The sequence below is a fragment of the Paraburkholderia sp. NPDC080076 genome (assembly GCF_050281145.1).
GTDB lineage: Bacteria > Pseudomonadota > Gammaproteobacteria > Burkholderiales > Burkholderiaceae > Paraburkholderia.
In genome coordinates this window covers 1,115,750-1,140,337 of sequence record NZ_JBNNWQ010000001.1, presented here as the reverse complement: position 1 = coordinate 1,140,337, position 24,588 = coordinate 1,115,750, and the positions used below count along the sequence as shown (strand labels likewise).

Annotated in this window: 25 protein-coding genes; 13 read left to right on the top strand and 12 right to left on the bottom strand. The window is 63.9% G+C overall.

The features are described from left to right. Positions 1-19 precede the first annotated feature (19 nt). The 3 genes from ACQKRQ_RS05150 to ACQKRQ_RS05140 form a co-directional block, all read right to left on the bottom strand. Entirely contained in the window at positions 20-1,531 is a 1,512-nt protein-coding gene (locus ACQKRQ_RS05150; protein ID WP_427475485.1) for a CoA-acylating methylmalonate-semialdehyde dehydrogenase, read from the bottom strand. A gap of 59 nt (positions 1,532-1,590) precedes the next feature. Then, positions 1,591-3,282, bottom strand: a complete 1,692-nt coding sequence (locus ACQKRQ_RS05145; protein WP_427475483.1) for an AMP-binding protein — start codon at positions 3,280-3,282, stop codon at positions 1,591-1,593. Between the two features lie 109 nt (positions 3,283-3,391). Next, the gene (locus ACQKRQ_RS05140; RefSeq protein ID WP_132379340.1) at positions 3,392-4,525 is read right to left on the bottom strand and encodes an acyl-CoA dehydrogenase; all 1,134 of its coding nucleotides are present in this window, start codon (positions 4,523-4,525) and stop codon (positions 3,392-3,394) included. 270 nt (positions 4,526-4,795) lie between these two features. Here ACQKRQ_RS05140 and ACQKRQ_RS05135 point away from each other — a divergent pair, with 270 nt between their 5' ends. The 7 genes from ACQKRQ_RS05135 (at position 4,796) to ACQKRQ_RS05105 (ending at position 11,515) form a co-directional block, all read left to right on the top strand. Next, a complete protein-coding gene (locus ACQKRQ_RS05135; protein ID WP_132377450.1) occupies positions 4,796-5,833 on the top strand; it encodes an AraC family transcriptional regulator in 1,038 nt (345 codons plus the stop codon). A gap of 84 nt (positions 5,834-5,917) precedes the next feature. Then, complete coding sequence (locus ACQKRQ_RS05130; RefSeq protein WP_427475481.1) at positions 5,918-7,495, top strand: NfeD family protein; 1,578 nt, start codon at positions 5,918-5,920, stop codon at positions 7,493-7,495. Next, positions 7,492-8,265 (top strand): slipin family protein, encoded by a 774-nt coding sequence (locus ACQKRQ_RS05125; protein ID WP_132377452.1) that lies wholly within the window; start codon positions 7,492-7,494, stop codon positions 8,263-8,265. Before ACQKRQ_RS05130 ends, ACQKRQ_RS05125 begins: the two co-directional genes overlap by 4 nt. 129 nt (positions 8,266-8,394) lie before the next feature. Further along, positions 8,395-8,655 carry a DUF4148 domain-containing protein gene (locus tag ACQKRQ_RS05120; RefSeq protein ID WP_132377453.1) on the top strand — a complete coding sequence of 87 codons (261 nt, stop codon included), beginning with the start codon at positions 8,395-8,397 and terminating at the stop codon, positions 8,653-8,655. Positions 8,656-8,893: 238 nt separating this feature from the next. Then, entirely contained in the window at positions 8,894-9,391 is a 498-nt protein-coding gene (locus ACQKRQ_RS05115; protein WP_427475478.1) for a YaiI/YqxD family protein, read from the top strand. A gap of 155 nt (positions 9,392-9,546) precedes the next feature. Beyond that, the gene (locus ACQKRQ_RS05110) at positions 9,547-10,848 is read left to right on the top strand and encodes an NCS2 family permease (protein ID WP_408178107.1); all 1,302 of its coding nucleotides are present in this window, start codon (positions 9,547-9,549) and stop codon (positions 10,846-10,848) included. Positions 10,849-10,984: 136 nt separating this feature from the next. Then, entirely contained in the window at positions 10,985-11,515 is a 531-nt protein-coding gene (locus ACQKRQ_RS05105) for a cytochrome b (protein WP_408178108.1), read from the top strand. Positions 11,516-11,667: 152 nt separating this feature from the next. Here the strand turns inward: ACQKRQ_RS05105 and ACQKRQ_RS05100 are convergent, their stop codons facing one another. Continuing rightward, complete coding sequence (locus ACQKRQ_RS05100) at positions 11,668-11,958, bottom strand: DUF1488 domain-containing protein (protein WP_132377457.1); 291 nt, start codon at positions 11,956-11,958, stop codon at positions 11,668-11,670. 403 nt (positions 11,959-12,361) lie between these two features. On the opposite strand from ACQKRQ_RS05100, the gene ACQKRQ_RS05095 reads away from it, so the two are divergent. Together ACQKRQ_RS05095 and ACQKRQ_RS05090 are read left to right on the top strand one after the other, a co-directional pair. Then, complete coding sequence (locus tag ACQKRQ_RS05095) at positions 12,362-14,353, top strand: sigma-54-dependent Fis family transcriptional regulator (protein WP_427475475.1); 1,992 nt, start codon at positions 12,362-12,364, stop codon at positions 14,351-14,353. A 46-nt stretch (positions 14,354-14,399) separates the two neighbouring features. After that, the gene (locus tag ACQKRQ_RS05090) at positions 14,400-14,711 is read left to right on the top strand and encodes a 2Fe-2S iron-sulfur cluster-binding protein (RefSeq protein ID WP_132377459.1); all 312 of its coding nucleotides are present in this window, start codon (positions 14,400-14,402) and stop codon (positions 14,709-14,711) included. A gap of 22 nt (positions 14,712-14,733) precedes the next feature. On the opposite strand, the gene ACQKRQ_RS05085 is transcribed toward ACQKRQ_RS05090, so the two are convergent. From ACQKRQ_RS05085 to ACQKRQ_RS05075, 3 genes are read right to left on the bottom strand one after another with little or no spacing between them, the layout of a single operon-like run. Further along, entirely contained in the window at positions 14,734-14,928 is a 195-nt protein-coding gene (locus tag ACQKRQ_RS05085) for a YqaE/Pmp3 family membrane protein (protein ID WP_408255431.1), read from the bottom strand. Positions 14,929-14,953: 25 nt separating this feature from the next. Beyond that, positions 14,954-15,148, bottom strand: a complete 195-nt coding sequence (locus ACQKRQ_RS05080) for a DUF1653 domain-containing protein (protein ID WP_427475472.1) — start codon at positions 15,146-15,148, stop codon at positions 14,954-14,956. A 50-nt stretch (positions 15,149-15,198) separates the two neighbouring features. Then, entirely contained in the window at positions 15,199-15,843 is a 645-nt protein-coding gene (locus ACQKRQ_RS05075) for a helix-turn-helix transcriptional regulator (protein WP_095421107.1), read from the bottom strand. 190 nt (positions 15,844-16,033) lie between these two features. On the opposite strand from ACQKRQ_RS05075, the gene ACQKRQ_RS05070 reads away from it, so the two are divergent. The 3 genes from ACQKRQ_RS05070 (at position 16,034) to infA (ending at position 17,522) form a co-directional block, all read left to right on the top strand. Further along, entirely contained in the window at positions 16,034-16,252 is a 219-nt protein-coding gene (locus ACQKRQ_RS05070) for a hypothetical protein (RefSeq protein ID WP_132377461.1), read from the top strand. Between the two features lie 584 nt (positions 16,253-16,836). Then, positions 16,837-17,118, top strand: a complete 282-nt coding sequence (locus tag ACQKRQ_RS05065) for a hypothetical protein (protein ID WP_035557986.1) — start codon at positions 16,837-16,839, stop codon at positions 17,116-17,118. A gap of 131 nt (positions 17,119-17,249) precedes the next feature. Beyond that, positions 17,250-17,522 (top strand): translation initiation factor IF-1, encoded by a 273-nt coding sequence (gene infA, locus ACQKRQ_RS05060; protein WP_012427521.1) that lies wholly within the window; start codon positions 17,250-17,252, stop codon positions 17,520-17,522. A 235-nt stretch (positions 17,523-17,757) separates the two neighbouring features. Here infA and ACQKRQ_RS05055 read toward each other — a convergent pair whose 3' ends face one another. From ACQKRQ_RS05055 to ACQKRQ_RS05035, 5 genes are all read right to left on the bottom strand, one after another. Beyond that, positions 17,758-18,501 (bottom strand): GntR family transcriptional regulator, encoded by a 744-nt coding sequence (locus ACQKRQ_RS05055; RefSeq protein WP_427475469.1) that lies wholly within the window; start codon positions 18,499-18,501, stop codon positions 17,758-17,760. Positions 18,502-18,828: 327 nt separating this feature from the next. Further along, on the bottom strand, positions 18,829-19,848 hold the full coding sequence (locus ACQKRQ_RS05050) for an alcohol dehydrogenase (protein ID WP_427475467.1): 1,020 nt from the start codon (positions 19,846-19,848) through the stop codon (positions 18,829-18,831). Between the two features lie 329 nt (positions 19,849-20,177). After that, positions 20,178-20,540 (bottom strand): translation initiation factor Sui1, encoded by a 363-nt coding sequence (locus ACQKRQ_RS05045; RefSeq protein WP_132377463.1) that lies wholly within the window; start codon positions 20,538-20,540, stop codon positions 20,178-20,180. Between the two features lie 232 nt (positions 20,541-20,772). Continuing rightward, positions 20,773-22,290 (bottom strand): CoA-acylating methylmalonate-semialdehyde dehydrogenase, encoded by a 1,518-nt coding sequence (locus ACQKRQ_RS05040; protein WP_427475465.1) that lies wholly within the window; start codon positions 22,288-22,290, stop codon positions 20,773-20,775. Between the two features lie 293 nt (positions 22,291-22,583). Next, positions 22,584-22,715, bottom strand: a complete 132-nt coding sequence (locus ACQKRQ_RS05035) for a hypothetical protein (RefSeq protein WP_427475463.1) — start codon at positions 22,713-22,715, stop codon at positions 22,584-22,586. A 504-nt stretch (positions 22,716-23,219) separates the two neighbouring features. Between ACQKRQ_RS05035 and ACQKRQ_RS05030 the strand changes: the two genes are divergently transcribed. Next, positions 23,220-24,464 (top strand): cyanate transporter, encoded by a 1,245-nt coding sequence (locus ACQKRQ_RS05030; protein ID WP_427475461.1) that lies wholly within the window; start codon positions 23,220-23,222, stop codon positions 24,462-24,464. The last annotated feature ends 124 nt before the right edge of the window (positions 24,465-24,588 follow it).

Sequence of the window (24,588 nt, the reverse complement as noted above, 5' to 3'; positions counted from 1 at the left end):
TCTTCAGAAGCCGCGTGACTCAGCGCAGGCTGATGGTCGTATTGACGCCGTCGTTGACGGTGTCGTCGTCGAACCAGCGGGCGGTGACGGTCTTGGTCTGCGTGTAGAACTGCACGACCTGTTTGCCATACGGGCCGAGATCGCCGAGTTTCGAGCCGCGCGAACCGGTGAAGCTGAAGAATGGCACCGGCACCGGAATCGGAATGTTGATGCCGACCTGACCGATATCGATCTCGCTCTGGAATTTGCGTGCCGCCGCGCCGCTCTGCGTGAAGAGGCCCACGCCGTTGCCGAACGGATTGCGGTTGACCAGCGCGATCGCGTCATCGAGCGTTGCCGCGTTCAGCACCACCAGCACCGGCCCGAAAATTTCCTGACGGTAGATTTCCATTTCGGTGGTGACGTCGCTAAAGACCGTCGGGCCGATGAAGTTGCCTTGCTCGTAGCCCGGCACTTTTACGCCGCGACCGTCGAGCGCGAGCGTGGCGCCTTCTTTCACGCCGGCTTCGATCAGGCCGAGAATGCGTTGCTTTGCCGCGCGCGAAACCACCGGGCCGATGTCCGTGTTCGGTTCGTTGCCCGCGTTGACTTTCAGCGTCTTGGCCTTGGCGACCAGGTCCGGCAACCATTGCTGCGCCGCGCCCACCAGCACGACCACCGAGGTTGCCATGCAGCGCTGTCCCGCTGCACCAAATCCTGCGCCGGCCAGCGCGTTCAGCGTCTGCTCGCGGTTCGCATCGGGCAGCACCACGGCGTGGTTTTTCGCGCCCATCATCGATTGCACGCGCTTGCCGTGCTCGCTGCCGAGGCGGTACACGTGCGTGCCGACCGCCGTCGAACCGACGAACGAAATCGCCTTAACCAGTTCGTGCGTGCAGAGCGCGTCGACCACCTCCTTGCCGCCGTGCACCACGTTCAGCACGCCCTTCGGCACACCGGCTTCGAGCGCGAGTTCGACCAGTTGCATGGTCGAGAGCGGGTCCTGCTCGGAAGGCTTCAACACGAACGTATTGCCGCATACGATCGCCATCGGGAACATCCACAGCGGGATCATCGCCGGGAAGTTGAACGGCGTGATGCCGGCGCACACGCCGATCGGTTGCCGCAGCGTGTACGTGTCCACGCCGCCCGCCACGTTCTCCGCGAATTCGCCCTGCTGCAAGGTGCCGATCGAGCATGCGTGCTCGACCACTTCGAGGCCGCGGAAGATATCGCCTTCGGCATCGGGAATCGTCTTGCCCTGTTCCGCGCTCAAGGTCTTCGCGATACGCGGCATATGCTCGCGAATCAGCGCCTGGTACTTCAGCATGATGCGCATGCGCGCACCGATCGGCGTGTCCTTCCAGGTCTTGAACGCGGCGTGGGCGGAACGGATGGCTTCGTTCACCTCATCGGTGGTGGCGAACGGGACGCGCGCCAGCACCTCTTGCGTGGCGGGATTGACGATGTCGCGCCATTCGCTGGTCTTCGATTCGACGAACTCGCCGTTGATCAGCAACTTGACGGTGGCAACGGCAGCAATTGCGCTCATGCTGAAACTCCTCTGCAGTGGCCGCGAGGCGGCCGGACAGTGACTGGGGACAAATAAAATCAACGCAGATCCGGGAAATCTTCTTCCCAATACTCATCAGGCAGGCGCGCGGGCTCGGCCTCGCGCTCCATTTCGCGGCGCCGCAATTCGACGCGGCGAATCTTGCCGGAAATGGTCTTGGGCAACTCGCTGAATTGCAGGCGGCGAATCCGCTTGTACGGCGCGAGCTTTTCGCGCGAGAACGCGAACACGGCGCGCGCGAGTTCGGGGCCGGCTTCGTAACCCTGGCGCACGGTGACGAACGCCTTGGGCACCGACAGACGCAGAGCGTCGGCGCTCGGCACCACGGCGGCCTCGCCGATCGCCTCGTGTTCGATCAGCACGCTTTCGAGTTCGAACGGACTCAGGCGGTAATCGGACGATTTGAAGACGTCGTCGGCGCGGCCGACATAGACGTAGTAGCCGTCGTCACGGCGCAGCGCGACGTCGGACGTGCGGTAGAAGCCGTTGCGCATGGCTTGCGCGGTAGCGTTGGCGTTGTTCGCGTAACCGGTCATCAAACCGAGCGGCCGTTCGGCCAGCGGCAGCGCGATTTCGCCTTCGGTGACGGGCTGGTCGTCGGCATCGATGAGCTCGATGGTGTAGCCCGGCAGCGGGCGCCCCATCGAACCGGCCACGACCGGTTGGCCCGGCGAGTTGCCGATCTGACAGGTGGTCTCGGTCTGGCCGAAACCGTCGCGTATCGTGATGCCCCACGCGTGTTTCACGCGCTCGATGACCTCGGGATTCAGCGGCTCGCCGGCGCCGACGATTTCGCGCAGCTTGACCGGGTAGTCGGCGAGATGCTCCTGCACCAGCATGCGCCAGACGGTCGGCGGCGCGCACAGCGTGGTGATGTTGAAACGCACCAGCGCGTTCAGCGTGTCTTTCGGCACGAAGCGCGGGAAGTTGAAAACGAACACGCAGGCCTGCGCATTCCACGGCGCGAAGAAGCAGCTCCACGCGTGCTTGGCCCAGCCCGGCGAGCTGATATTCCAATGGATGTCGTTCGGTTGCAGACCGATCCAGTACATCGTCGACAGATGGCCGACCGGATAGCTTTGGTGCGTATGTTCGACCAGCTTGGGCTTCGAGGTCGTGCCTGATGTGAAGTACAACAGCATCGGATCGGTGGCCCGCGTGACGCCCTCGGGCGTGAATTGCGGCGATGCGTCATAGGCCGCGGAGAGATCGATCCAGCCCTCGCGCGGCGTGCCCACCGACAGGCGTGTGAGCGGCGCTTCGAGCGCATCGAATTTGGCCAGCTCCGCGCTATCGACCACCGCGAAATTCGCGCCGCCGATCTGCACGCGGTCGCGCACGTCGTCGGCGGAAAGCTGGGTGGTGGCGGGCAGCACGACCGCGCCGAGCTTCATGGCCGCGAGCATCACGTCCCACAGTTCGACGCGGTTCGGCAACATCAGCAGCAGACGGTCGCCGCGGCCCACGCCCATGCCGCGCAGGAAATTCGCCATGCGCGCCGAGCGCTCCGACATCTGCGCGTAGGACAGGCGCAGGCCGTCGCTGGCGGGATCGTCGACGATCCACAGAGCGGGATTGTCGTTATTGCGCGCGATTACGTCGAAATAGTCGAGCGCCCAGTTGAACTCGCCTAGTGCCGGCCACGCGAATTCGCGGTACGCGCGGTCGTAGTCGGTTCGATGGCGCAATAACAGGTCGCGCGCGTCGAAAAAGGCCTTCGCTGCAGTCATCGTCGTCTCCTGGTGGCGCGGTATGCGCTCCGCTTTTTTTGTCCCGCGTTGCACTGCTTTCTACTCGGCGGGCAAGCTATTTTGCACTCAAAACCAGCCTCACTTCTATTTACACGTGCCGCGCGATCAGCATGCGCTGCACTTCGCTGGTCCCTTCGTAAATCTGCGTGATGCGCGCGTCGCGGTAATGGCGCTCCACCGCGTAGTCTTCGAGATACCCATAGCCGCCGTGAATCTGGATCGCGTTCGAGCAGATTTCCTCGGCCAGTTCCGACGCGAACAGCTTGGCCTGCGAAGCCTCCGACAAACAGGGCTTGCCCGCCGTGCGCAGCCGCGCCGCGTGATGCACGAGCAGGCGCGCGGCGTTCAGGCGCGTGGCCATGTCGGCGAGCATGTTGGCGATAGTCTGATGCTCCTTCAACGCCTTGCCGAACTGGATGCGTTCGTTTGCGTAGAGACGCGCGGCGTCGAACGCGGCCCGCGCGATGCCGACCGCCTGCGCGGCAATGCCGATACGGCCGCCTTCGAGATTCGACAGCGCGATGCGCAAGCCTTCGCCCGGCTCGCCGAGCAGATTGGCTTCCGGCACGGCGCAGTCGTCGAGCGAAATCGGACAGGTGTCGGAGGCGCGAATGCCGAGCTTGTGTTCCGGCTTGCCGACGTTGAAACCCGGCGTATCGGTCGGCACGATGAAGGCCGACAGACCACGCTTGCCGCGCTCGGGATCGGTGACGGCGAAGACGATCGCAAGGTCGGCGCGCGAGCCGTTGGTCACGAACTGCTTGCTGCCATTGAGAATCCACTTGCCGTCGCGCAGCACGGCGCGCGTGCGCAGATTGTTCGCCTCCGAGCCGGCCTGCGGCTCGGTCAGACAGAACGCGCCGATGCGGCGGCCGGTCGCGAGGTCCTGCAAATAGCGGTCTTTTTGTGCTTCCGTGCCGAAGTTGAGAAGCGGCCCGCAGCCGACCGAGTTGTGTACGCTCATCAGCGTGGCACACGCGGCGCAGCCCGCGGCGATCTCTTCGAGGGCGAGCGCATAGGCCACGTAGTCCGTGTAGGAGCCGCCCCACTCCGCCGGCACGATCATGCCGAGAAAACCAAGGTCGCCCATCTGCTTGACGACCTCGGCGGGCAGTTGCGCGTCGCGGTCCCATTGACCTGCATGCGGGGCGAGCCGCTCGGTGGCGAAGTCGCGAGCGGCGTCGCGGATCATCCGTTGTTCGTCGGTGTAGAAGCTGTCCATGGCGCTCGGTCCTGTGCTGTGCGTGTGATCGCGGCTCATGCCGCGCCTCGCGGCGGCGTCGCCCAAGGCAGGCTGTGCGCGATCGGTTGAGGCCCAGTGTAGGCAAGCCGCCGGACAGGTTCGATGCTCAGCCCGATCATTCTGATTGAGCGCATTTGCCATGCTGGTACGATATGAGGCCGCATATATCCACGATTTCAGGCACTTGGCGAATCGCCACAAGGAAAACGCTGAGCGCTTTTGCCAGATTCTCCGTAAAGCCGGACACGCATGAAAAACGATAAAGGGACGATTTCCGTCAGCATGGTCGACGAAGCGCTCGCGCTGGCGCGCTCGCGCGGCCTCGACGCGCTGCCGCTTGCCGAAGCCGCCGGCATCGCGGCGCCGATGCTGGCGTCGCAGAAAAGCCGGGTGTCGTCGGCGCAATACGGCGCGCTGTGGGCGGCGATTGCGCGCGCGATGGACGACGAGTTCTTCGGCCAGGATTCGCATCGCATGAAAAGCGGCAGCTTCATCGCCATGACGCAGACGGCGCTCACCGCGCGCAATGGCGCCCAGGCGCTGGCGCGCGCGGTCGGTTTCATGCGTCTGGTGCTGGACGATCTCGGCGTGCGGGTCGAAACGGACGCGCAGCGCGTGCGCCTGCGCTTCGTGGAAAACGCCGGCGCGCCGCCGCCGGCCATGTTCGCCTACGCGACCTACTTCATCCTCGTGTACGGGCTGTTGTGCTGGCTGGTCGGGCGGCGCATTCCGTTGCTCGAGGCGCGCTTTCGCTGCACCGAGCCGCCCGCCGCGCACGAGTACCGGCTGATGTTTTGCGATCAGATGAGCTTCGATCAGGCCGAGTCGTACGTGGACCTCGCGCCGGCGTTTCTCGACCTGCCCGTGATTCAGACGACCAAATCGGTCAAGCCCTTCCTGCGCGATGCGCCCGGCAGCTTCATCGTCAAGTACCGCAATCCCGGCTCGCTCGCGGCGCGCGTGCGCAAGATGCTGCGCGCCATGCCGATGGCCGGCTGGCCCGCCGCCGATCAGATGGCCGATCGCCTGCACGTCGCCGAGGCCACCATGCGGCGGCGTTTGAAACAGGAAGGCTATACGTACCAGTCGATCAAGGACGACCTGCGGCGCGACATCGCGATCGGCGAACTGCAGGACACCGACCGCACCATCGCCGACATCGCGACCTCGGTGGGCTTTGCCGAACCGAGCGCGTTTCATCGCGCGTTTCGCAAGTGGACCGGCATGCGGCCGACCGATTACCGGCCGGCGCGCGCGGATTTCACGCGCCGGGCGGAATCGGACTAAGCTGTAAGGAGCAGGCCAGCCTTCTTTTGGGGTATCGGCCCGCGCCGGTCGATACGCCCTGACCGCGCGCGGCAGCCGTCAGCGATGAGCACGTATCCACGTCTCCCGTTCCGGCAGTCTGGCTCGCGCATGTCGCTTATCCGTGGCGATGTCGTGGGCCGGTTGATGCGCGGCATGACCGTGCTCGGCGTGCTTTTGACGTTTGGATTCGCGTCATGCGAATTGAATGTCGCTAATGTCCCACTTCGCGCCGCCGTCGCCCCCAACAGCGTCGTCGTCATTCCCGTGAACGGGGCGATCAGTCCGGCCAGCGCCGACTTCATCGTGCGCAGTCTGCAGCATGCCGCTGACGATCGCGCGCAGCTCGCCGTGCTGCAACTCGATACGCCGGGCGGGCTCGATACGTCGATGCGGCAGATCATCAAGGCGATTCTCGCCTCGCCCGTGCCGGTCGCCACGTTCATTGCCCCGAGTGGCGCGCGTGCGGCGAGCGCCGGCACGTATATCGTCTATGCGAGCCACATTGCGGCGATGGCGCCGGGCACCAACCTCGGCGCGGCGACGCCGATCCAGATGGGCATTGGCGGCGCTGAGCCGCCGGGGGGCGGCGGAACGCCGGGCTTGCCCGGCATTGGCGGTGGCGGTGGCGGTGGCAGCGGCGGGTCGGCAAAACCCGCGGCATCCGCGCCCACCGGCTCCGCCAGCGCCCTGCCGCTCGACACCCAGTCGACTGAACTGCGCAAGCAGGTCCACGATGCCGCCGCCTATATTCGCGGCCTCGCCCAGATGCGCGGGCGCAACACCGACTGGGCCGAGCGTGCGGTCCGCGAAGCCGTGAGCCTGTCGGCGGCGGACGCGCTCGCACAGCACGTCGTTGATCTGAATGCGCGCGATGTACCCGACCTGCTGCGCCAACTGGACGGTCGCACGATCGTCACGGGCGCGGGCAACGTCAAGCTCAATACGGCCAACGCCCCGATCGTCACGCTCGAAGCCGACTGGCGCAGCCATTTCCTCGCCGTGATCACCGATCCCAACGTCGCGCTGATCCTGCTGATGATCGGCATGTACGGCCTGTTCTTCGAATTCGCCAATCCAGGTTTCGTGCTACCCGGCGTGGTCGGCGCGATCAGCCTGCTGCTCGGCCTCTTCGCCATGCAGATGATGCCGATCAACTACGTCGGCCTCGGCCTGATCTTTCTCGGCATAGCGTTCCTGATCGGCGAGGCGTTTCTGCCGACCTTCGGCTCGCTCGGCTTCGGCGGCGTGGTCGCGTTCGTGATCGGCGCGCTGATGCTGATCGATACCGACGTGCCCGGCTACGGCATCCCTCTGCCGATGATCGCCGCCGTGGCCGTGTTCAGTGTGGTGTTCGTGCTGGGCGTATCGCGACTCGCGTTGCACGCGCGGCGGCGTCCGGTGGTGACGGGTTCGGAAGCGCTGATCGGCAGCGTCGGCGTGGTGCTCGACGGCGGCCTGTCGCCGGCGGACCTCACCGCGGATGGCGCGCTGGGCGGTTGGGCACAAGTGCATGGGGAACGCTGGCGGGTGTCCAGCACGGCCCCGGTTGCGGCGGGCCATGCGGTGCGCGTTACGGCGCGGCGCGGCCTGACGTTGACCGTGGTGCCCGCGGAAGCACGACAACAAGGAGAAAGCTCATGATCGGTTTCACATTCGGCTTCAGCAGCATTCTGATTCTGCTGGTGGCCGCGCTGATTGCCTCATCGATACGGATTTTTCGGGAGTACGAACGCGGCGTCGTGTTCATGCTCGGGCGCTTCTGGAAGGTCAAGGGACCGGGCCTCGTGCTGATCATTCCGATCGTGCAGCAGGCCGTGCGCATGGATCTGCGCACCGTCGTGTTCGACGTGCCGCCGCAAGACGTGATCACGCGCGACAACGTCTCGGTGAAGGTCAACGCGGTGGTGTATTTCCGCGTGGTCGATCCGGAGAAAGCGGTGATCCAGGTGGCGCGTTACTTTGAAGCGACCAGCCAGTTATCGCAAACGACGCTGCGCGCGGTGCTCGGCAAGCACGAACTCGACGAACTGCTGGCGGATCGCGAGCAATTGAACGCCGATATCCAGAAAGTGCTGGACGCGCAGACCGACGCATGGGGCATCAAGGTATCGATCGTGGAAATCAAGCACGTGGATATCAACGAAACGATGATCCGCGCGATTGCCCGTCAAGCCGAAGCCGAGCGCGAGCGGCGCGCCAAGGTGATTCACGCGGAAGGCGAATTGCAGGCCTCGCAGCACCTGCTGGAAGCGGCGCAGACGCTCTCGCGCCAGCCCCAGGCGATGCAGTTGCGCTACCTGCAAACGCTCACGACGATTGCCGCCGACAAGAATTCGACGATCGTTTTCCCGCTGCCGATCGATCTGCTGAGCGCCGTGTTGGACCGCTTCAGCAAACCGTCGCCGCCCTGAGTCACAGGATCATTCAGCCCGGTTTGATTCGCTGGGCGAAATGGTGCATTACCTTCAATCGCCTTACTCGAAATGCATATGAAAACTAGAATACCGCTGTCGTTTTTAACCGCTCCATAGGAGCTCGTCATGAAAATCGTTTCTCGAGTTGGACTCGGCGCGCTGTTGGCCGCCGTGAGCATGAGCACCGCGTTTGCGCAGACTTCGGCGCGGCCCTACGATCCGTCGGCGCCGAAAACGCGTGCCCAGGTGAAGGCCGATCTGGCCGACTGGCGTGCAGCCGGTTACGATCCGCTCGACTGGATCGACTACCCGGAGAATGCGCAACGCGCCGGCCGTATCGTCGCGCAACGGCGGGCGCAGGGATCGGGTGGAACGATGGCGCAGTAAGCGCCAGTTGCCGCGTGGCATGCGGGGCTGCCTGCGACTGCAACGGTCGCGGGCGCTGTTAGCCCCACATGCCTTTCCCGTTTCCCGTTTCCCGTTTTCCGCTTCCCCGCTTCCCCGCTTCCCCGCTTCCCCGCTTCCCCGCTTCCCCGCAACATCGTAAATTCGCTTGCCGCGCCGCCCCGCGCGCTGGCAAGGTATCATCTCGCCCCTTCGACAACCCGCCGCCGGAATCCGAACCATGTCAATCTGGGTTGACGCCGACGCCTGTCCGGTCGTGATCAAGGACATGCTGTACCGTGCCGCGCGCCGCACCGGCATGACGCTGACGCTGGTCGCCAATTCGTTTCTGCGCGTGCCGCCGTCGCCGTTGATCCGCGCGATCCAGGTGCCGGCCGGCTTCGACGCCGCCGACGACCTCATCGCCGAACGTGTCGCCGCCGGCGATCTGGTGATCACCGCCGACATCCCGCTCGCCGCCGCCGTGCTGGCCAAAAACGCCCAGGCGCTCGATCCGCGCGGCAACTGGTACACGCCCGGCACGATCGAAGAACGGCTGCGCATGCGGTCGATGCTCGACCAGTTGCGCGGCAGCGGCGTCGATACCGGCGGCCCTTCGGCCTTCAGCCAACGCGACAGTAAGAGCTTCGCGGGCGAACTGGATCGCTGGCTGGCGCGCCAACGGCCGCAGCCTGATGCATCGGCGCCACAATCTCCCGACGAACCGCCCGCCGAATGAGCGTTTACACAGCCGCTCAACCACACAATGCGGCACACCGCCGCCAATCCTGACTACAATCCGCCCGTGACCCCAGCGCCCGCAGCCCCGGCGACGCGGCGCCTTCACCGTCCCAACCACAAGAAACGCTTTCTGAACGACGAGAGACCCGCCTCATGGACTCCATAAAACGCTACTTCGGCTTCGAAGCCGCTGGCACCAACCTGCGCACCGAAGTGCTCGCGGGACTGACCACCTTCCTGACGATGGCCTACATCATCTTCGTCAACCCGGCGATTCTCGGCGACGCCGGCATGCCGAAGGACGCCGTGTTCGTTGCGACCTGCATCGTGGCCGCGCTCGCGTCATTGATCATGGGTCTCTACGCGAACTATCCGATCGCGCTCGCGCCGGGCATGGGGCTGAACGCGTACTTCGCGTACACCGTCGTGAAAGGCATGGGCTTCACCTGGCAGGCCGCGCTCGGCGCGGTGTTCATTTCCGGCTGCCTGTTCCTGATCGTCACGCTGTTTCGCGTGCGTGAGGTGATCGTCAACGGCATTCCGCATTCGATACGCATTGCCATCACCGGCGGTATCGGCCTCTTTCTCGCGATCATTTCGCTGAAGTCGGCCGGCGTGGTGGTCGGCAGTCCGGCCACGCTCGTGACGCTTGGCGATCTGCACAACCCGCACGTGATTCTCGCGGTGATCGGTTTCTTCGCGATCGTGACGCTGGATCATCTGCGGGTGCGCGGCTCGATCCTGATCGGGATTGTCGGCGTGACGGTGTTGAGCTTTTTCTTCGGCGGCAATCAGTTCCACGGCATCGTCTCCGCGCCGCCGTCCATTTCGCCGACGCTGTTCCAGCTCGACATTCGCGGCGCGCTGTCGGGCGGTGTGCTGAACGTGATCCTCGTGTTCTTCCTCGTCGAGCTGTTCGATGCGACCGGCACGCTGATGGGCGTGGCCAATCGCGCCGGGCTGCTGGTGGAAGGCAAGATGCACCGCCTTAACCGCGCACTGCTTGCGGACAGCACTGCGATCCTGGCCGGCTCGATGCTGGGCACTTCGTCGACCACCGCGTACATCGAAAGCGCGTCGGGCGTGCAAGCCGGCGGACGCACGGGCGTGACGGCCATCACCGTGGCCGTGCTGTTCCTCGCGGCGCTCTTTTTCGCGCCGCTGGCGGGTGTGGTGCCCGGCTATGCGACGGCGCCGGCGCTGCTGTACGTGTCGTGCCTGATGCTGCGCGAAATGCTCGACCTGCCGTGGGACGACGCCACCGAAGTCGTGCCGGCCGCGCTCACCGCGCTGCTGATGCCCTTCACCTATTCGATCGCCAATGGCGTCGCGTTCGGCTTCATCTCGTATGCGGGCCTGAAGCTGTTGACCGGCCAGGCGCGCAAGGTGAAGCTGGTGGTATGGATCATCGCGGCGATTTTCCTGTTCCGCTATTTCTATCTCGGCAGCGAGTAGGCGCGGCGCGGACGCTCGTCGGCCAAACCCGGGTCTGGATCAACGACGGTTTTATTCGCGGTGCCCATTCCGGTCGGGCACCGTTTATCATCTGACGATTAATAAAACGATCGACCTGGACACGGGAGTCCCCTACATGTCTTACAGCCGCACCTCGGACCGCTATACGGCGCCCGCCATTTTCTTTCACTGGGCCATGTTTCTGCTGATCGCGCTGGCTTATCTGGCGATCGAGATTCGCGGCCCCAAGGGCAGCGACAGCCGCGCGTTCTGGAGCAGCGTGCATTTCTGGTGCGGCACGCTGGTGCTGGGGCTGGCCTGTTTGCGTCTGCTCTGGCGACTGTGGGCCGGCGCGCCCGCCGAAGTCGACAGCAACCGGCTGCTCGCCTTTCTGGCGCGGGCCGCGCACCTCGCATTGTACATTTTCATCTTCGTCCAGCCGCTGCTCGGCATCCTGATGATCAACACCGGCGGACATCCGGTCACGCTGGCGTGGGTCAACATCGATTACACGCTGGTCGGCGCCGATCCCGTCGCGCGGCCATTGCTCAAGACCGTGCATGAGTGGCTCGGCAATGCCTTCTACTGGGTGATCGGCTTGCACGCGCTGGCCGCGATCGCGCATCACGTGGTGTTGAAGGATCGGACGCTGCGGCGGATGATTTGAGCGCACTCGCGCGCAAGTTGGGACGCCGGCGGCACGGCTGGCCGCGGACGGTTTGAATGATCGATGCCGCGCGTGGGTTTCCTCGCCTTCTGCTTCTTGCGCGGCTTTCCTGCTTGCGGCGTTGACCGACAGGACGTCGGAAACGCCTTCAGTCAATTACGCCAATTGGCTTCGTAGAAGCGCACATAGCCGCTTCTCAGCACGAGACATTGCGCTCTCGTTTCCGATATCAGGCGTCGCGTGGCCGCTTCGATCCTGGCGCGGTGCGCGTCGAACGCGCCGACCATGTCTTCCAGACGCGGCGATGCGGCGCCGTAGTGGTCTTCCAGTGCCTCCGCCGTGATCATGCATTCCACCCTCTGCCCATCGACCATCGCCGGGAACGCCAAGGTGAGTTCGCGACCTGAATATTCAGGAGTTTCATTCGGGAATAGGATCTGCATGGGTGTTCACCTGGAAGGTAGGTGCTGCGCATGGTGTAGCCTGGTAGTGCGCAAGCCGGTTGCGTCTGATCGCGTCGCTCGCCCACAACCTCCTTGTCCAATGCTGACGACGCGGGCTCGTCACCTGATTGCGGCGGCGGAATAGTTCGCGGCCCGCGGAGGTGATTTGATTCACTTTAGACGAGTTCGGCCACGGCGCAAGTTTTCCTTTTTGTTTGCCTGATTTTGGTGCCCCGCGCGTTTTTTTGAGGCATGCGGCGCCGCACGGCCTCCGTTTTTTCCCTGCCGTGCGCCGCGCGATTCGTCCTGTAATATCGGTGTTCGGCCGTGGGCGCGCATGTTGCGCTGCGGCATCGAGCGGAGGGCAACGTACCCGCCGTGTCCGTTTCACCGGAGACATGCCTTGACCCAACGTTCCGCCACGCCGCCCACTGTGGGTCGGCCCGATGTCATCGCGCAAGCTCACGCCCGCTCGCTCGAAATCGGCCTGCGCGCGTCGGAGACGCCGGACTTTCATCCGCTGCCCCGGCCTGCGCTGCGTGAGCTCGTCGATCGCAATCAATCGCTGTTCACGCATGCGCTTCCCGTCATGGAGACGCTGCATGCGCAGATCGTCGATACGCAAAGCATGGTGCTGCTCACCGACAATCACGGCGTGATCCTGCACAGTCTCGGCGACAGCGACTTCGTCGAAAAGGCCAATCGCGTCGCGCTGTGTACGGGTGTGTCGTGGGCCGAAGCGGATCGCGGCACCAATGCGATCGGCACCGCGCTCGTCGATGGCCAGCCGACCGTCGTGCACGCCGGCGAACACTTCCTGCACGCCAACCGGATTCTCACGTGCTCGTGCGCGCCGATTGCCGATCCGTTCGGGCGCACTATCGGCGCGCTCGACGTGAGCGGCGACACGCGCGGATTTCATAAGCACACGCTCGCGCTGGTGAGGATGTCGGCGCAGATGATCGAAAATCATCTGTTCTCCAATCAATTCGTCGACGCGATTCGCGTGCACTTTCACGCGCGCGCGGAATTCATCGGCACCCTGTTCGAAGGGCTCGCGGCGTTCGCGCCGGACGGCACGTTTCTGTCGGCCAATCGCAGCGCGCTGTTTCAATTCGGGCAGCCGCTCGCCGAGCTGCAACGGCAACCGTTCGATGCGCTGTTCGGCGTGGCCTTCGCGAGGCTGTTGCAGCAGATCGCGCGCGCACCGGGCGAGAGCATTCTGTTGACGCTGCCGAGCGGCGTGCGCGTGGTGGCGCGCGGCGAATATACGCTGCCACGCTACGTCGGACCGACGGAAAGCCTCGCCGGCACTTCGCGCGCGCCATTGTCCGGCGAGGCGCGTCATGCGCCGCGCTGCATCGATCCCGCGCCGCTAGCCACGCTTGAAACGCTCGACACCGGCGACGCGCAAATCGCCGCGATCCTGCGGCGTGTCGCCAAACTGCGGGGCCGCGATATTCCGATCCTCGTGCTCGGCAAGACCGGCACCGGCAAGGAGTGGCTGGCGCGCGCCATCCATCACGATTCGCCGCGCCGGGCCGCGCCGTTTATCGCCCTGAATTGCGCGTCGTTGCCGGATACGCTGATCGAGGCGGAGTTGTTCGGCTACGAAGACGGCGCGTTCACCGGCGCGAAGAAACGCGGCAGCATCGGCAAGATCGTGCAGGCCGACGGCGGCACGCTGTTCCTCGATGAAATCGGCGACATGCCGCTCGCCCAGCAAGTGCGTCTGATGCGCGTGCTGCAGGAGCGTAACGTCGTGCCGCTCGGCGGAACCCGGGCGATTCCGGTGGATTTGCGCATCGTCTGCGCGACCCACCGCAACCTGCGCGCGATGATCGAAGCCGGCACGTTCCGCGAAGACCTGTACTACCGGATCAATGGACTCGTCCTGACCTTGCCGACGCTGCGCGAGCGCACGGATCTTCGTGTGCTCGTCACGCGCATACTGGAATTGCAAGCCGACGGCGAACGCCTGCCGCGGCGCGTCTCCGCCGAAGTGCTCGAACGATTCGCGCAATGCCGCTGGCCGGGCAATCTGCGGCAACTGGCCAACGTGTTGCGCACCGCGAGCATCATGGCCGAAGGCGCGGAACAGATCGAACTCGACGATTTGCCCGAGGACTTCTTGCAGGATTGCGTCGACATCGCGGCTGAGCCGCGCGTGAAATCACTGGCAGCGCTTGCGGGCTCAGAATCCTGCGATGAGGTCCGCGCCGCGGCGCAAGCGCAGGGGCAGCCGGCGTCCAGCAAGATGGAGGCATGGCAGGCCACGCTGATCGCGCAAACGCTCGAACGGCTCGACGGCAATGTGTCAGCGGCGGCACGCGAGCTGGGATTGGCGCGCAATACGGTGTACCGCTATTTGCGACGCAACGGCACGACTCATTGAAGATGCAACGTGTAAAGTGTGGCGCAATCCGTCACAGATTCACACGATGTCCGACTCTACCCGCCCGCCTCTCGTTCGCGTCGAGCCGCTCGGCCACACCTTCGAAGCGCCCGATTCGCTCACGATTCTCGAAGCCGCCGGCTTTGCGAATCTGCGCTTGCCGCGCTCGTGCCGAAATGGGACGTGCCGCACGTGTCTGTGCAAAATGACTGCGGGACGCGTGCGCTACACGATCGAATGGCCTGGGCTCAGCCGGGAAGAAAAACAGGAAGGCTATATTCTGCCGTGCGTAGCGATCGCGGAATCCGATGTGGTGATCGAAGCGCCGGATGCGGTCGAATTGCCGCCGCTCAAGTGAAGCGCGGCGCGCATCGCCGGCCTTAACGCCCGTTACCCATCGCCTGGGCGATTTTCTTGTCGGTGTTGTACTGGCTCAGCGCGTACACCGACCAGATCGCGGCCGGAATCCAGCCGATCAGCGTGATCTGCAGGATCAGGCAGATGATGCCCGCGAACGGGCGGCCGATCGTGAAGAACTGGAACCACGGCAGAATGATGGCAAGCAGTAGCCGCATGCAGATTTCCCTTTGTTGATAATGGCTAGTTGATCGGTGCGAAGCGCGGCACCTTGGCGCCGTCGACTTCGACCAGTTCGAAAAATACCGAGGCTGGACGCGTCCAGGTCGTACCATCGCTGGCTTTGTAGACGATCATCGTGACCGTCGGATCCGGCTCGAGCGTGGCCTCGCAAACCAGTTCGTAAATCCCGCCTTTGTAGTGCCGGTAACGCACCATGCTTATCCTCCCTGAATTGACCAATCGGCGATTCAGCGACGGTTGAACCGTCAGCCGCCCTCTTTCATCTGCTTGAGAATCTTGTAGACGGTGGCGCGTCCCATCGTCAGCACGGCGGCCACGTAGTTCGCGGAACTGCGGCCGCGAAACGCGCCTTGTGCGTGCAGCGCCTCGACGATTTCCCGCTTGTGTTCGCGCGTGAGCGCATTGATGCCGATCTGGCGTTCGCGCAGCCACGTATGCAGGTATGTGTTGATGCGGTCCTGCCAGTCGTCGCGGAACAGTTCCTCCGCGGGCGCGTCCGTCAGATTGCCGCCCTTGATGAACAGATCGAGCGTGGAGCGCACATCTTCGAACACCGCGATATTGAAGTTGATGCACAGCATGCCGGCCGGCTTGCCGTCGTCGTCGAACAGGATGTTGCTCACGCAACGCATGCGCCGGCCGTCCCAGTTGAGCTTCTCGTACGGTCCGATGGTCTGGCCGCGCGCCGCGTAATGGACTTCGTCCAGCACCGACGGCCCGCCGACTTCGAGCTTCGACAGGTTGTTCACGAGGTACGCGATGGTCTGATCGCGCAGGTCGTGAATCACCACTTCGGCGCACGGATAGAAAAGCGCCGCGATGCCGTCGGCGATGGGAGCGTAGCGCTCGAGCAGCAGGTCTTTCACAGGAGACACGTTTGGGTTGCGCATGGGGTCGCAGTGTTCGAAGGATGCGGCAACTCGCCATTGTAGCCACCCGGCCCGGCCACGGCGACCGCGGCGCCGGCCACGTCGTCAAAAAAGCAAACGCTGCCCCCATAGTCATGCGGCGATTTTTGTCCGCTTGGCGAGCGATTTTTTTTCGTGCGATAAAAGACCCATCTATTTGACGGAGCAACAGATGGCCACGCTTGAAGCGTTTCGCGCCGTGCTCGATGACGAAGGCACGCCGGAAATCATCCGCAATCACATCATCGATTCGCTGCAATACACGCTGCGCAATCACGGACAGATCTTCACGTCGAAGGAAGTCGAATGGCTGGCCGGCTGGGACGACGCCCGCATTCCGCTGGCGGCGTCGCGAGAGTTGCAAAAGCGCGTGAGCGAAACTTCCCGCTGAAACGCGAGTCTGTTGATCGTCCAGCGCCCGCGCCGTCACGGCGCAACCCCTCACCCGGCGTGCCGCTCATGCCCCGGCACGCCGTTCGCGACGATCGCGTCGCTCGCAAAGCCCCGCCGGCCGGGCGGTTTGTCCCTGCGTGGAACTTTTTGCTATCCAATTAGCCCTATTTAGTGCATCATATTGGAATAGCTGTATCCCGCATTCGCCGCATTCGCATTACCAGGCAACAACCGGCTTGATCAGGCAACACCGGGCAGTCTAAAACCGGCGTCTGCGCACCACCCCCGACTGTTCGACCGCCTGTCGGCGATCCCGTCACCCCGGCAATGCGTCGCATGCATTCGCCGTCGCGAGTTGTGCAGCTGAGTGTTCAGCTTTACGCGCCCGATGTCCGCGCGACATCAGCGTGTTTCTTCTCCATCGAATCCGCGATTTTGCGCGGCCGCGCTCAAGCCCTTGCGATCGGGCCTGTGCCAACCTTTTTCCATGGCGGCGCGCCCCAAGGTGCTGCGCTGCCCGGCCTGTCGTGCCGCGCGTAACACGCGTGACACGCCGGCCACGTATTACAGGACACGTGCTTCATGAATTCAGTTGTCAAGACGTACAAGGGTTATGAAATTCACCCGCTCGTCTATCCGCGCCGCCCGGCGGACGGTCAGACGAGCCGCAATCCGGACGCCGGCTACGACGCGTCGGTGCGCATCTGCCGCGTGGGCGCCAATCCGGCCGCCGACGGGCGTGTGTTCCGTCTGCAGTACCTGTTTCCGTTCGACGGCACGGGCAAGGCGCGCATTGCGTGCATGGCCCACGCCGAGCAATTGATCGACGGCCGTGTAGACGGCCAGTCCGTCGCCGATCTTTGAGCGGTACTATCAGCGCATAGGCTGATGCCGCAGGACGGCGGGCTCGAAAAGCCCGCTTTTGCCCCCATCTGATGTTGTGCTGCCCGGCGTGGGCGACCAACACCCCTTATCCCATCGACCAGGAGTTATGCATGGCGAAAGAAGAACTGCTTGAACTTGACGGTATCGTCGACGAAGTACTTCCGGACAGCCGTTACCGCGTGACGCTCGACAACGGCGTCGTGGTTGGCGCTTACGCGTCCGGACGCATGCGCAAGAACCACATCCGTATTCTCGCGGGCGACCGCGTGACGCTGGAACTGTCGGTCTACGATCTGACCAAAGGCCGGATCAATTTCCGTCACAAAGACGAGCGCGCCACCGGTGGCGGCGGTGCTCGCAACACGCAATTCCGTCGCCGTTAAGGCTGGCGGCACGCTGACCGCGCCGCGCACGGTCCTGGCGTGATCCATTGCGATTAAGTTGTACGCGAAGCCATTCGCGCGCCTTCTCCGGCTTGACTCGTTGACTCGAGCCTGAGCGGCGCGCTGCGGCATCGCTTCGTTGCAGCCTGGTTTTGCCCGATTCGCTTTAGCGCCTGGCCCTTTCTGTCGCCAGCGTGCGTTTCACACGCTTTCCTCGCTTCCTGCATACACGCGCTTAAAGCCCGAACACCGTCCCGAGATCCTCGCCGACGGCGCTTTTGCGCACCTGCTCGACTACCCGCTCCTCCAATTCCGCCAGATGCTCGCGCATCGCCGACAGTGCCACGTCGAGATCGCCCGCATCGAGGGCGTCGATGATTTGCGTGTGTTCGTCCGCGGAGCAGGTCGAACCCTTCGACGGGTCGAACAGCGCTTTGTACAGTTCCGTCTTGGCGACCAGTTGCCCGACCAGCCCGAGCAACTCCGTGCCGCCCGCCAACTCAGTCAGCAGCACGTGGAACTGGCCGGCAAGACGCACGGACTCTTCGACGGCGCCCGCGCTCAACGCCTTCTCTTCGCTGCGCACATGCGCGCGCAAGCGCCGCTTGTGCTGCGCGCTCAACGCCCCGCACAAAGCCGCGACGATGCCCGCCTCGACGATCTGCCGCGCGCGATACACCTGGCGAATGTCCTCTTCCGACGGCGACGGCACGAACGCACCGCGATTCGCCTCCAGCACGAGCTTGCCCTCGAAGCCCAGCCGCGCCAGCACCTTGCGCAGCGCGCCGCGCGTGCAGCCGAACGCGGCAGCAAGATCGCGTTCGACGAGTTGCGCGCCCGGCCGCAGGCGCCCCTGCAACAGCGCGGCGGTAATGCACGCGTAAATACGCTCTTCGACGCTGATCGAATCGTCGTCGCGTGCAGCTTGAATGGGCGTTTCCGTGTCGGCAGACGACGGACGCCGGGGACGTGGAGCCATGAATTATGTAATCGGGAATGGAGCGATATCGGCTGGCATTCTAGCGGCGGCGGGCAGCCTGCGCCATCATCCACGGTTCGGGCAAGCGGACGCCCGTGTCGTGCTTGCGTTGAATCTTCTCCGCGCGAAGACGGTCGATGGACATCGCGAGTTTTCAACGTGAACGCCGAAGAGCCGCGGCGATGCTGCTGCGGCACTTCGTGGTTTAAGTTGAAGAGATGCAGGCTTCCGGCTTCGCGGCAGACGTTCTAACACGACGTGGGATCGTAGGGGCGTCGACCGTGCCGATGTGAAGACGCCTCAAACACGGCCGAAAGTCGCGCGCTTCTATTGTCCCGTGTTGAGCACAACCCTGAACCGCGCGGCGCCACTCATCATCCGGTCGTAGGCCTCGGCAGCTTTCGTTAGCGGGAATTCTTCGATCATCGGTTTGATGCCCGATAGCGCGCTGAAGGCGAGCGTGTCCTGAGAATCCGCCGACGTGCCCGACGGCCAGCCTTGCACCGAATTTCGCCCCATGATGAACTGCGCGATCGGCACCTCGACGGGCTCTTCGGAGAGTCCAACCATGATCAGCTTGCCGTTCAATCCGAGGCCGCCCACTACGGCGCTCATCGCTTTACCGCTGGTGACCGTGGCAAGAATCACGCGAGCGCCGCCCAGAGCCTGCAACGCCTCTGCGACGTTCACCGCCGTGCTGTCGATGTAGTGATGGGCGCCAAGCTCTTTCGCCAGACTTGCCTTGTCCTGCCCACGCGCGATGGCTACCGTGACAAATCCCATCTTTCGCGCGAACTGCACGCCGAGATGGCCAAGTCCGCCAATGCCCAGAACGGCGACCACGTCTCCGGCACGCGCGCCGCTGTTGCGCAGCGCGTTGAATGTCGTGATGCCCGCGCACAGAAGAGGGGCGGCATCGACATCGGAAAGATCATCCGGAATGCGCGCAAGTGCTTCGACCGGGGCCACCATGAACTCGGCATATCCGCCGTCGTAGCTGATGCCGGGTACGAGTGCGCGCTGACACAGAACAAAATCGCCTCGACGGCAATGCTCGCACCGTCCGCAATGTCCGCCGTGCCAGCCGACGCCGACTCGCTGCCCCGCCTGCCATGCTTCAACGCCCGCGCCGACCTTGTCGATGACGCCTGCGATCTCGTGCCCGGGCACCCGCGGATATTCCAGGCCCGGCCACTGCCCTTCTTTCGTCAACACGTCACTGTGGCAGATACCGCACGCCTGGATCTTGATGAGCACCTGTCCGGCACCGGGTTCCGGCACGTCCCGTTCAACGACCTCCAGGGGTCCGCCGGCCTTTGCCACCTGCACTGCCTTCATCGTCCGCATCGCTTTCCTCCTTGTGAAAGAGACGAACGCGAGTCGACCGAACCCGGTTCGCAGATTTGCCGCCGATGTCACCCTCCGGTCGAGCGCTCAGCTTACGCCATATTTTCGGCGGCGCGCCACGGCCTTGCCAATCTGGCCATGAGCGCTGACTCTGTTTCGAACGGGTCTTGCAAGCGGGATCATGGTGGCCGATGGAGCATGAGGCATGGCGTATGGTCACCGTTGGAGAAAGCCGCTTTCCAGGTCCGCGAACCGCGTCGAGTTCCAGGCTGTGGCCGTGGGGACGGGCATTCAACCGGATCACCGAGCGGGTAATGGAAGCGATGAGCTCAGCCCCCGGCCCTCTTCGCGCTGTGGCCATACTTTTTTAGCGCCTCGATGACTCGCTCGCAATGATCACCCTGCACTTCGATCACGCCATCCTTGACCGTTCCACCAGAACCGCAGGCCGTGCGCAACTGCTTGCCTAGCAAGGCCAAGGCAAGAGGATCGAGCGCCAGCCCTTTAACGAGCGTCACGCTTTTCCCGCCCCGGCCCTTGGTCTCGCGACTCACTCGCACCACACCATCACCTACCGCTCGTGCCTTGGCGAGCGTCTTGCAGACACATTGCGCGAGCACCTGGCTGCACTCGGGACACATCCGTCCGCCATCGGTGGAATAAACAAGGCCGCCTTTTGAACTACTCTTCATGATTGGCTTACTCAAAGACACTTAAGTCGGAAATCACGACGAGTTTAGCAGGGGCTCCTGTACTGCCTCTCAATGTTTAACGCGCCGCCGCTCGCCACGCGGCGACGATTTCTCGTGTCCTGCCTTCTCCCGGAATCTCTACGGCGACTACACCGATTCAGTAGAGATAGCCGCGAATCCAGTGATAGCCGTCCTTGCCGCCCGCTTCAATGACGAGCGAGCCCGGTTCGGCTTACCGGGCCACGGGCATCGCGAATTCCGCACCTTTAGCGATGCTGTCGGGCCAGCGCTGCATGACGCTCTTGTAGTGCGTGTAAAAGCGCACGGCTTCCTCGCCGTACGCGTGATGATCGCCGAACAACGATCGCTTCCAGCCCCCGAACGAATGCCACGCCGGCGGCACCGGACTCGGCACGTTGATGCCCACCATGCCGATGTGAATCTGCCGGGAGAATGCGCGCGCCGCGCTGCCATCGGAAGTAAAGAGCGATACGCAGTTTCCCAGTTCGTGCGCATTGACGAGTGCTATCGCACTCGCGAGATCCGGCACGCGGACAACCGACAGGACCGGCCCGAAAATCTCTTCCCGATAGATGCTCATCTCAGGCTTCACGTCGTCAAAGAGCGAGCCGCCGAGAAAGAAACCCTCTTCGTGGCCGGGCACGCGATGGCCGCGACCATCGACGACGAGCCTGGCGCCCGCCGCGACGCCCGCATTGATATAGCCCAGCACCTTGGCGCGATGCGCGGCGCTGATGAGCGGCCCCATGTCCAGATCGGGCTCCATGCCGCCGCCGATCCTGAGCGAGCGCACGCGCGGCGCGAGACGCTCGATGAGTTCGTCGCCGATACGCCCTACCGCGACCGCGACCGAGGTCGCCATGCAGCGCTCGCCGGCCGAGCCATACGACGAGGCGATCAGCGCATCGACCGCCTGATCGAGATCGGCGTCGGGCATGACGACCAGGTGGTTTTTCGCACTGCCCAACGCCTGCACGCGCTTGCCGCGCTTTGCGCTTTCGCTGTAGATGTATTGCGCGACCGGCGTCGAGCCGACGACCGATATCGCGGCCACGTCGGGGTGCTCGATCAGCGCATCGACGACCGACTTGTCGCCATGCACGACATTGAACACGCCTCTGGGAAAGCCCGCCTCGATGAACAGCTCGGCGAGCCGGATCGATGCCGACGGCGTGCGCTCCGAGGGCTTGAGCACGAACGTGTTGCCGCATGCAGCTGCCATCACGAACATCCAGCACGGCACTACCATCGGGAAATTGAACGGCGTGACGCCCGCGGCCACGCCGAGCGGCTGACGTAGATTCCAGTTGTCGATGCCACCGCTGATCTGATCGGTGAAATCGGTCTTGAGCAGGTTCGGAATGCCACACGCGAATTCGACGATTTCGATACCGCGCACCACCTCGCCCTTCGCGTCCGAAAACAGCTTGCCGTGGTCGCGCGTAATGAGTTCGGCGAGTTCGTCCGAATGCGCCTCGAGCAGTTCCTTGAACTTGAACATCAAACGGGCGCGCTTGAGCGGCGCGGTTTCGCTCCAGGCCGGGAACGCGGCTTTCGCAGCGGCGACGGCGGCGTCCACTTCAGCTGCGTTTGCGACCGGCACGCGGGCCGCCACCCGGCCTTGCGCCGGATCGAATACATCGCCGAACCGCCCGCTCGCGCCAGCGGCGCGTCGGCCGTCGATGAAATGACTCAGCTCGCGCACAGCGCGTTGATTTGCTTCGCTCATGTGTACTCCTATGGCGGGATGCGGGCGCTGCGCGCGCCACGCCTCCACATGTCTTCGAACATGGGTCGTTCGGCTTCACTGTCGATCGGGCCGACGGCTCCGATAGAGGACAATGTAGGCGCATTGATTCGGATTTCGAACGCCCGCGTCCGACAAACAGTCTTGCGCAGCAGGAACAAATCGAAATTAGCGGGAAGGCTTGGCAGGCCGGAGTGAACGGTGATGTTCTGTGCAGTGCAGCCGCTAAAGGCGCGAAGTCGGATTGATGTGCGTATCTTCTCTCGACGTCGGCTTCACTTTTTTTGAACAGGGCTGACGAGGAGCTTCGACGGATCAGGCAGGGCCGGAAGCGAGATGACACCGTTCTTCGGTGCCAGCGGCACGATACCCGCCTGCTCGACGATGCTCGTTTCGATGCGTGACAACCATCGAGGCGCTGACGCATACAGCAGTCGTGCACCATTCCGAGAGTCTCTCGGACAAAGCGTTTGCAGCGCTCGTCGACGAAGCCACGCGGCTGATAGTCCGATATCTGCAGTAATCGCCGCGGTTGACGGAAGAGCAACGAGCACTCACGGAGAGTTTCCCGTGAGTGAGCGTCTCTTTTCCGGCTAACACATCGCCTCTCCTTCGCTCGCTCATCCATCTCGAACAAAAGCCAGAGCGACTCTCTATCCGTTGAACGCGCAACCCTCGCAAGTTGCCCGCATCTCGTCGCGCCCCACATCGTGAGCGGCGCAAGCTGAAGCTGCGCGCTAACACTTCCACGAACACCTATTGCACTCGGCACGCAAAGCCGAGAACTGCCCCTATACAGCGAGCTATACCGGACATTAGGAAATGGTTAACCATTTTTTGTTATTATGGTTGACCAAAACCAGGCCTTCGCACGGTTTTTCACACCGCCCAACCCTCGCCACAGGACCCTTGTGAATTCGCCTTCCAGCGCCAGCCCGCCCCGTACTCCCGCTCACCACGCCGCCACGGCGCTGAAGTGGCGGGACATCGTGTGGCTGGCTGCGATCGTCGCGATCGGCATCAATCTGCGCCCGCTACTCACGTCGATCAGCCCTTTGATGACGACGATCCGCGACGCAACCGGCCTCAGTTTCTACGGCGCGTCGTTGCTGACCAGCCTGCCGGTCGTCGCGATGGGCATCGGCGCATTCGGCGCGGGCGCGCTGACCCGCACGATCGGCGAAACACGCGGTGTCGTGCTCGGCTTGCTAGCGATCGCGTTGGCCTGCGCGGCACGGTGGACGGCGTCGAGCGGCACGGCACTGCTCGCCACCGCGTTGCTCGCGGGCGTGGGCGTCGCGGCGATCCAGGCGCTGCTGCCCGCCGTGATGAAGCAGCGCTTTCATGCGCGCGTGCCGCTTGCGATGGGCGTGTTCTCAGCGTCCATCATGGGCGGCGGCGGGTTGGGCGCGAGTTTGAGTCCGTGGGTGAGCCGCGCGACGCGGTCGTGGCATGCGGGGCTCGCGGCGTGGGCGATTCCGGCTTGCGTCGCGCTGGTCTGCTGGTGGGCATTGAACCGGCAGGCTTCCGCCGGCGGCGCCATGGCAAAGGCTGCTCCCGTCAACGGCGTTACCCTTTCGCTTTGGCGCACGCGGCGCGCGTGGACGCTCGGGCTCTACTTCGGCATCGTCAACGGCGGCTATACGAGTCTCGTTGCATGGTTGCCGGCGTTTTATCAGCAGCGCGGCGTGAGCGTCGCGGCAAGCGGTTCGCTGCTGGCGGGCATGACGGTGTTCCAGGCCACCGCCGCCCTGTTGCTGCCGCTCGCCGCGGCGTCGTTCCGGGATCGGCGGCCGTGGCTCACGCTCGGCCTCGCGGCGCAACTGTTCGGATTGCTTGGCTTGATCGTCTGGCCCGACGCGGCGCCCTTGCTATGGGTCGGCGTGGCAGGCGCGGGACTCGGCGGCACTTTTTCGTTGACGCTCGTGACCGCCATGGATCATTCGGCCGACCATCGCGTAGCCGGCAAGCTCGTCGCGTTCACCCAGGGCGTCGGCTTCATCGTGGCGGCTATTGCACCGATCGTAGCCGGCCTCGTGCGCGGCTGGAGCGGAAGCTTCGGTGTCGCGTGGATCATGCTGGCCGGCTGCGTCGTCGCAATGATCGCGGTGAGTTTTCTGTTCTCGCCCCGCAGTTATAGCGAATGGCGTCGATGAAGTAAGCGGCGCAGCCGTGCGCCGCTTCGGTGCATTGGCCTTGCGTGCCCCGCGCAGGTGCAGCCGCGGCGGCCCATGCAGCCGCTAAGTCCGTGATTGCTTTCGTTTCACCTTCGGGCGTACC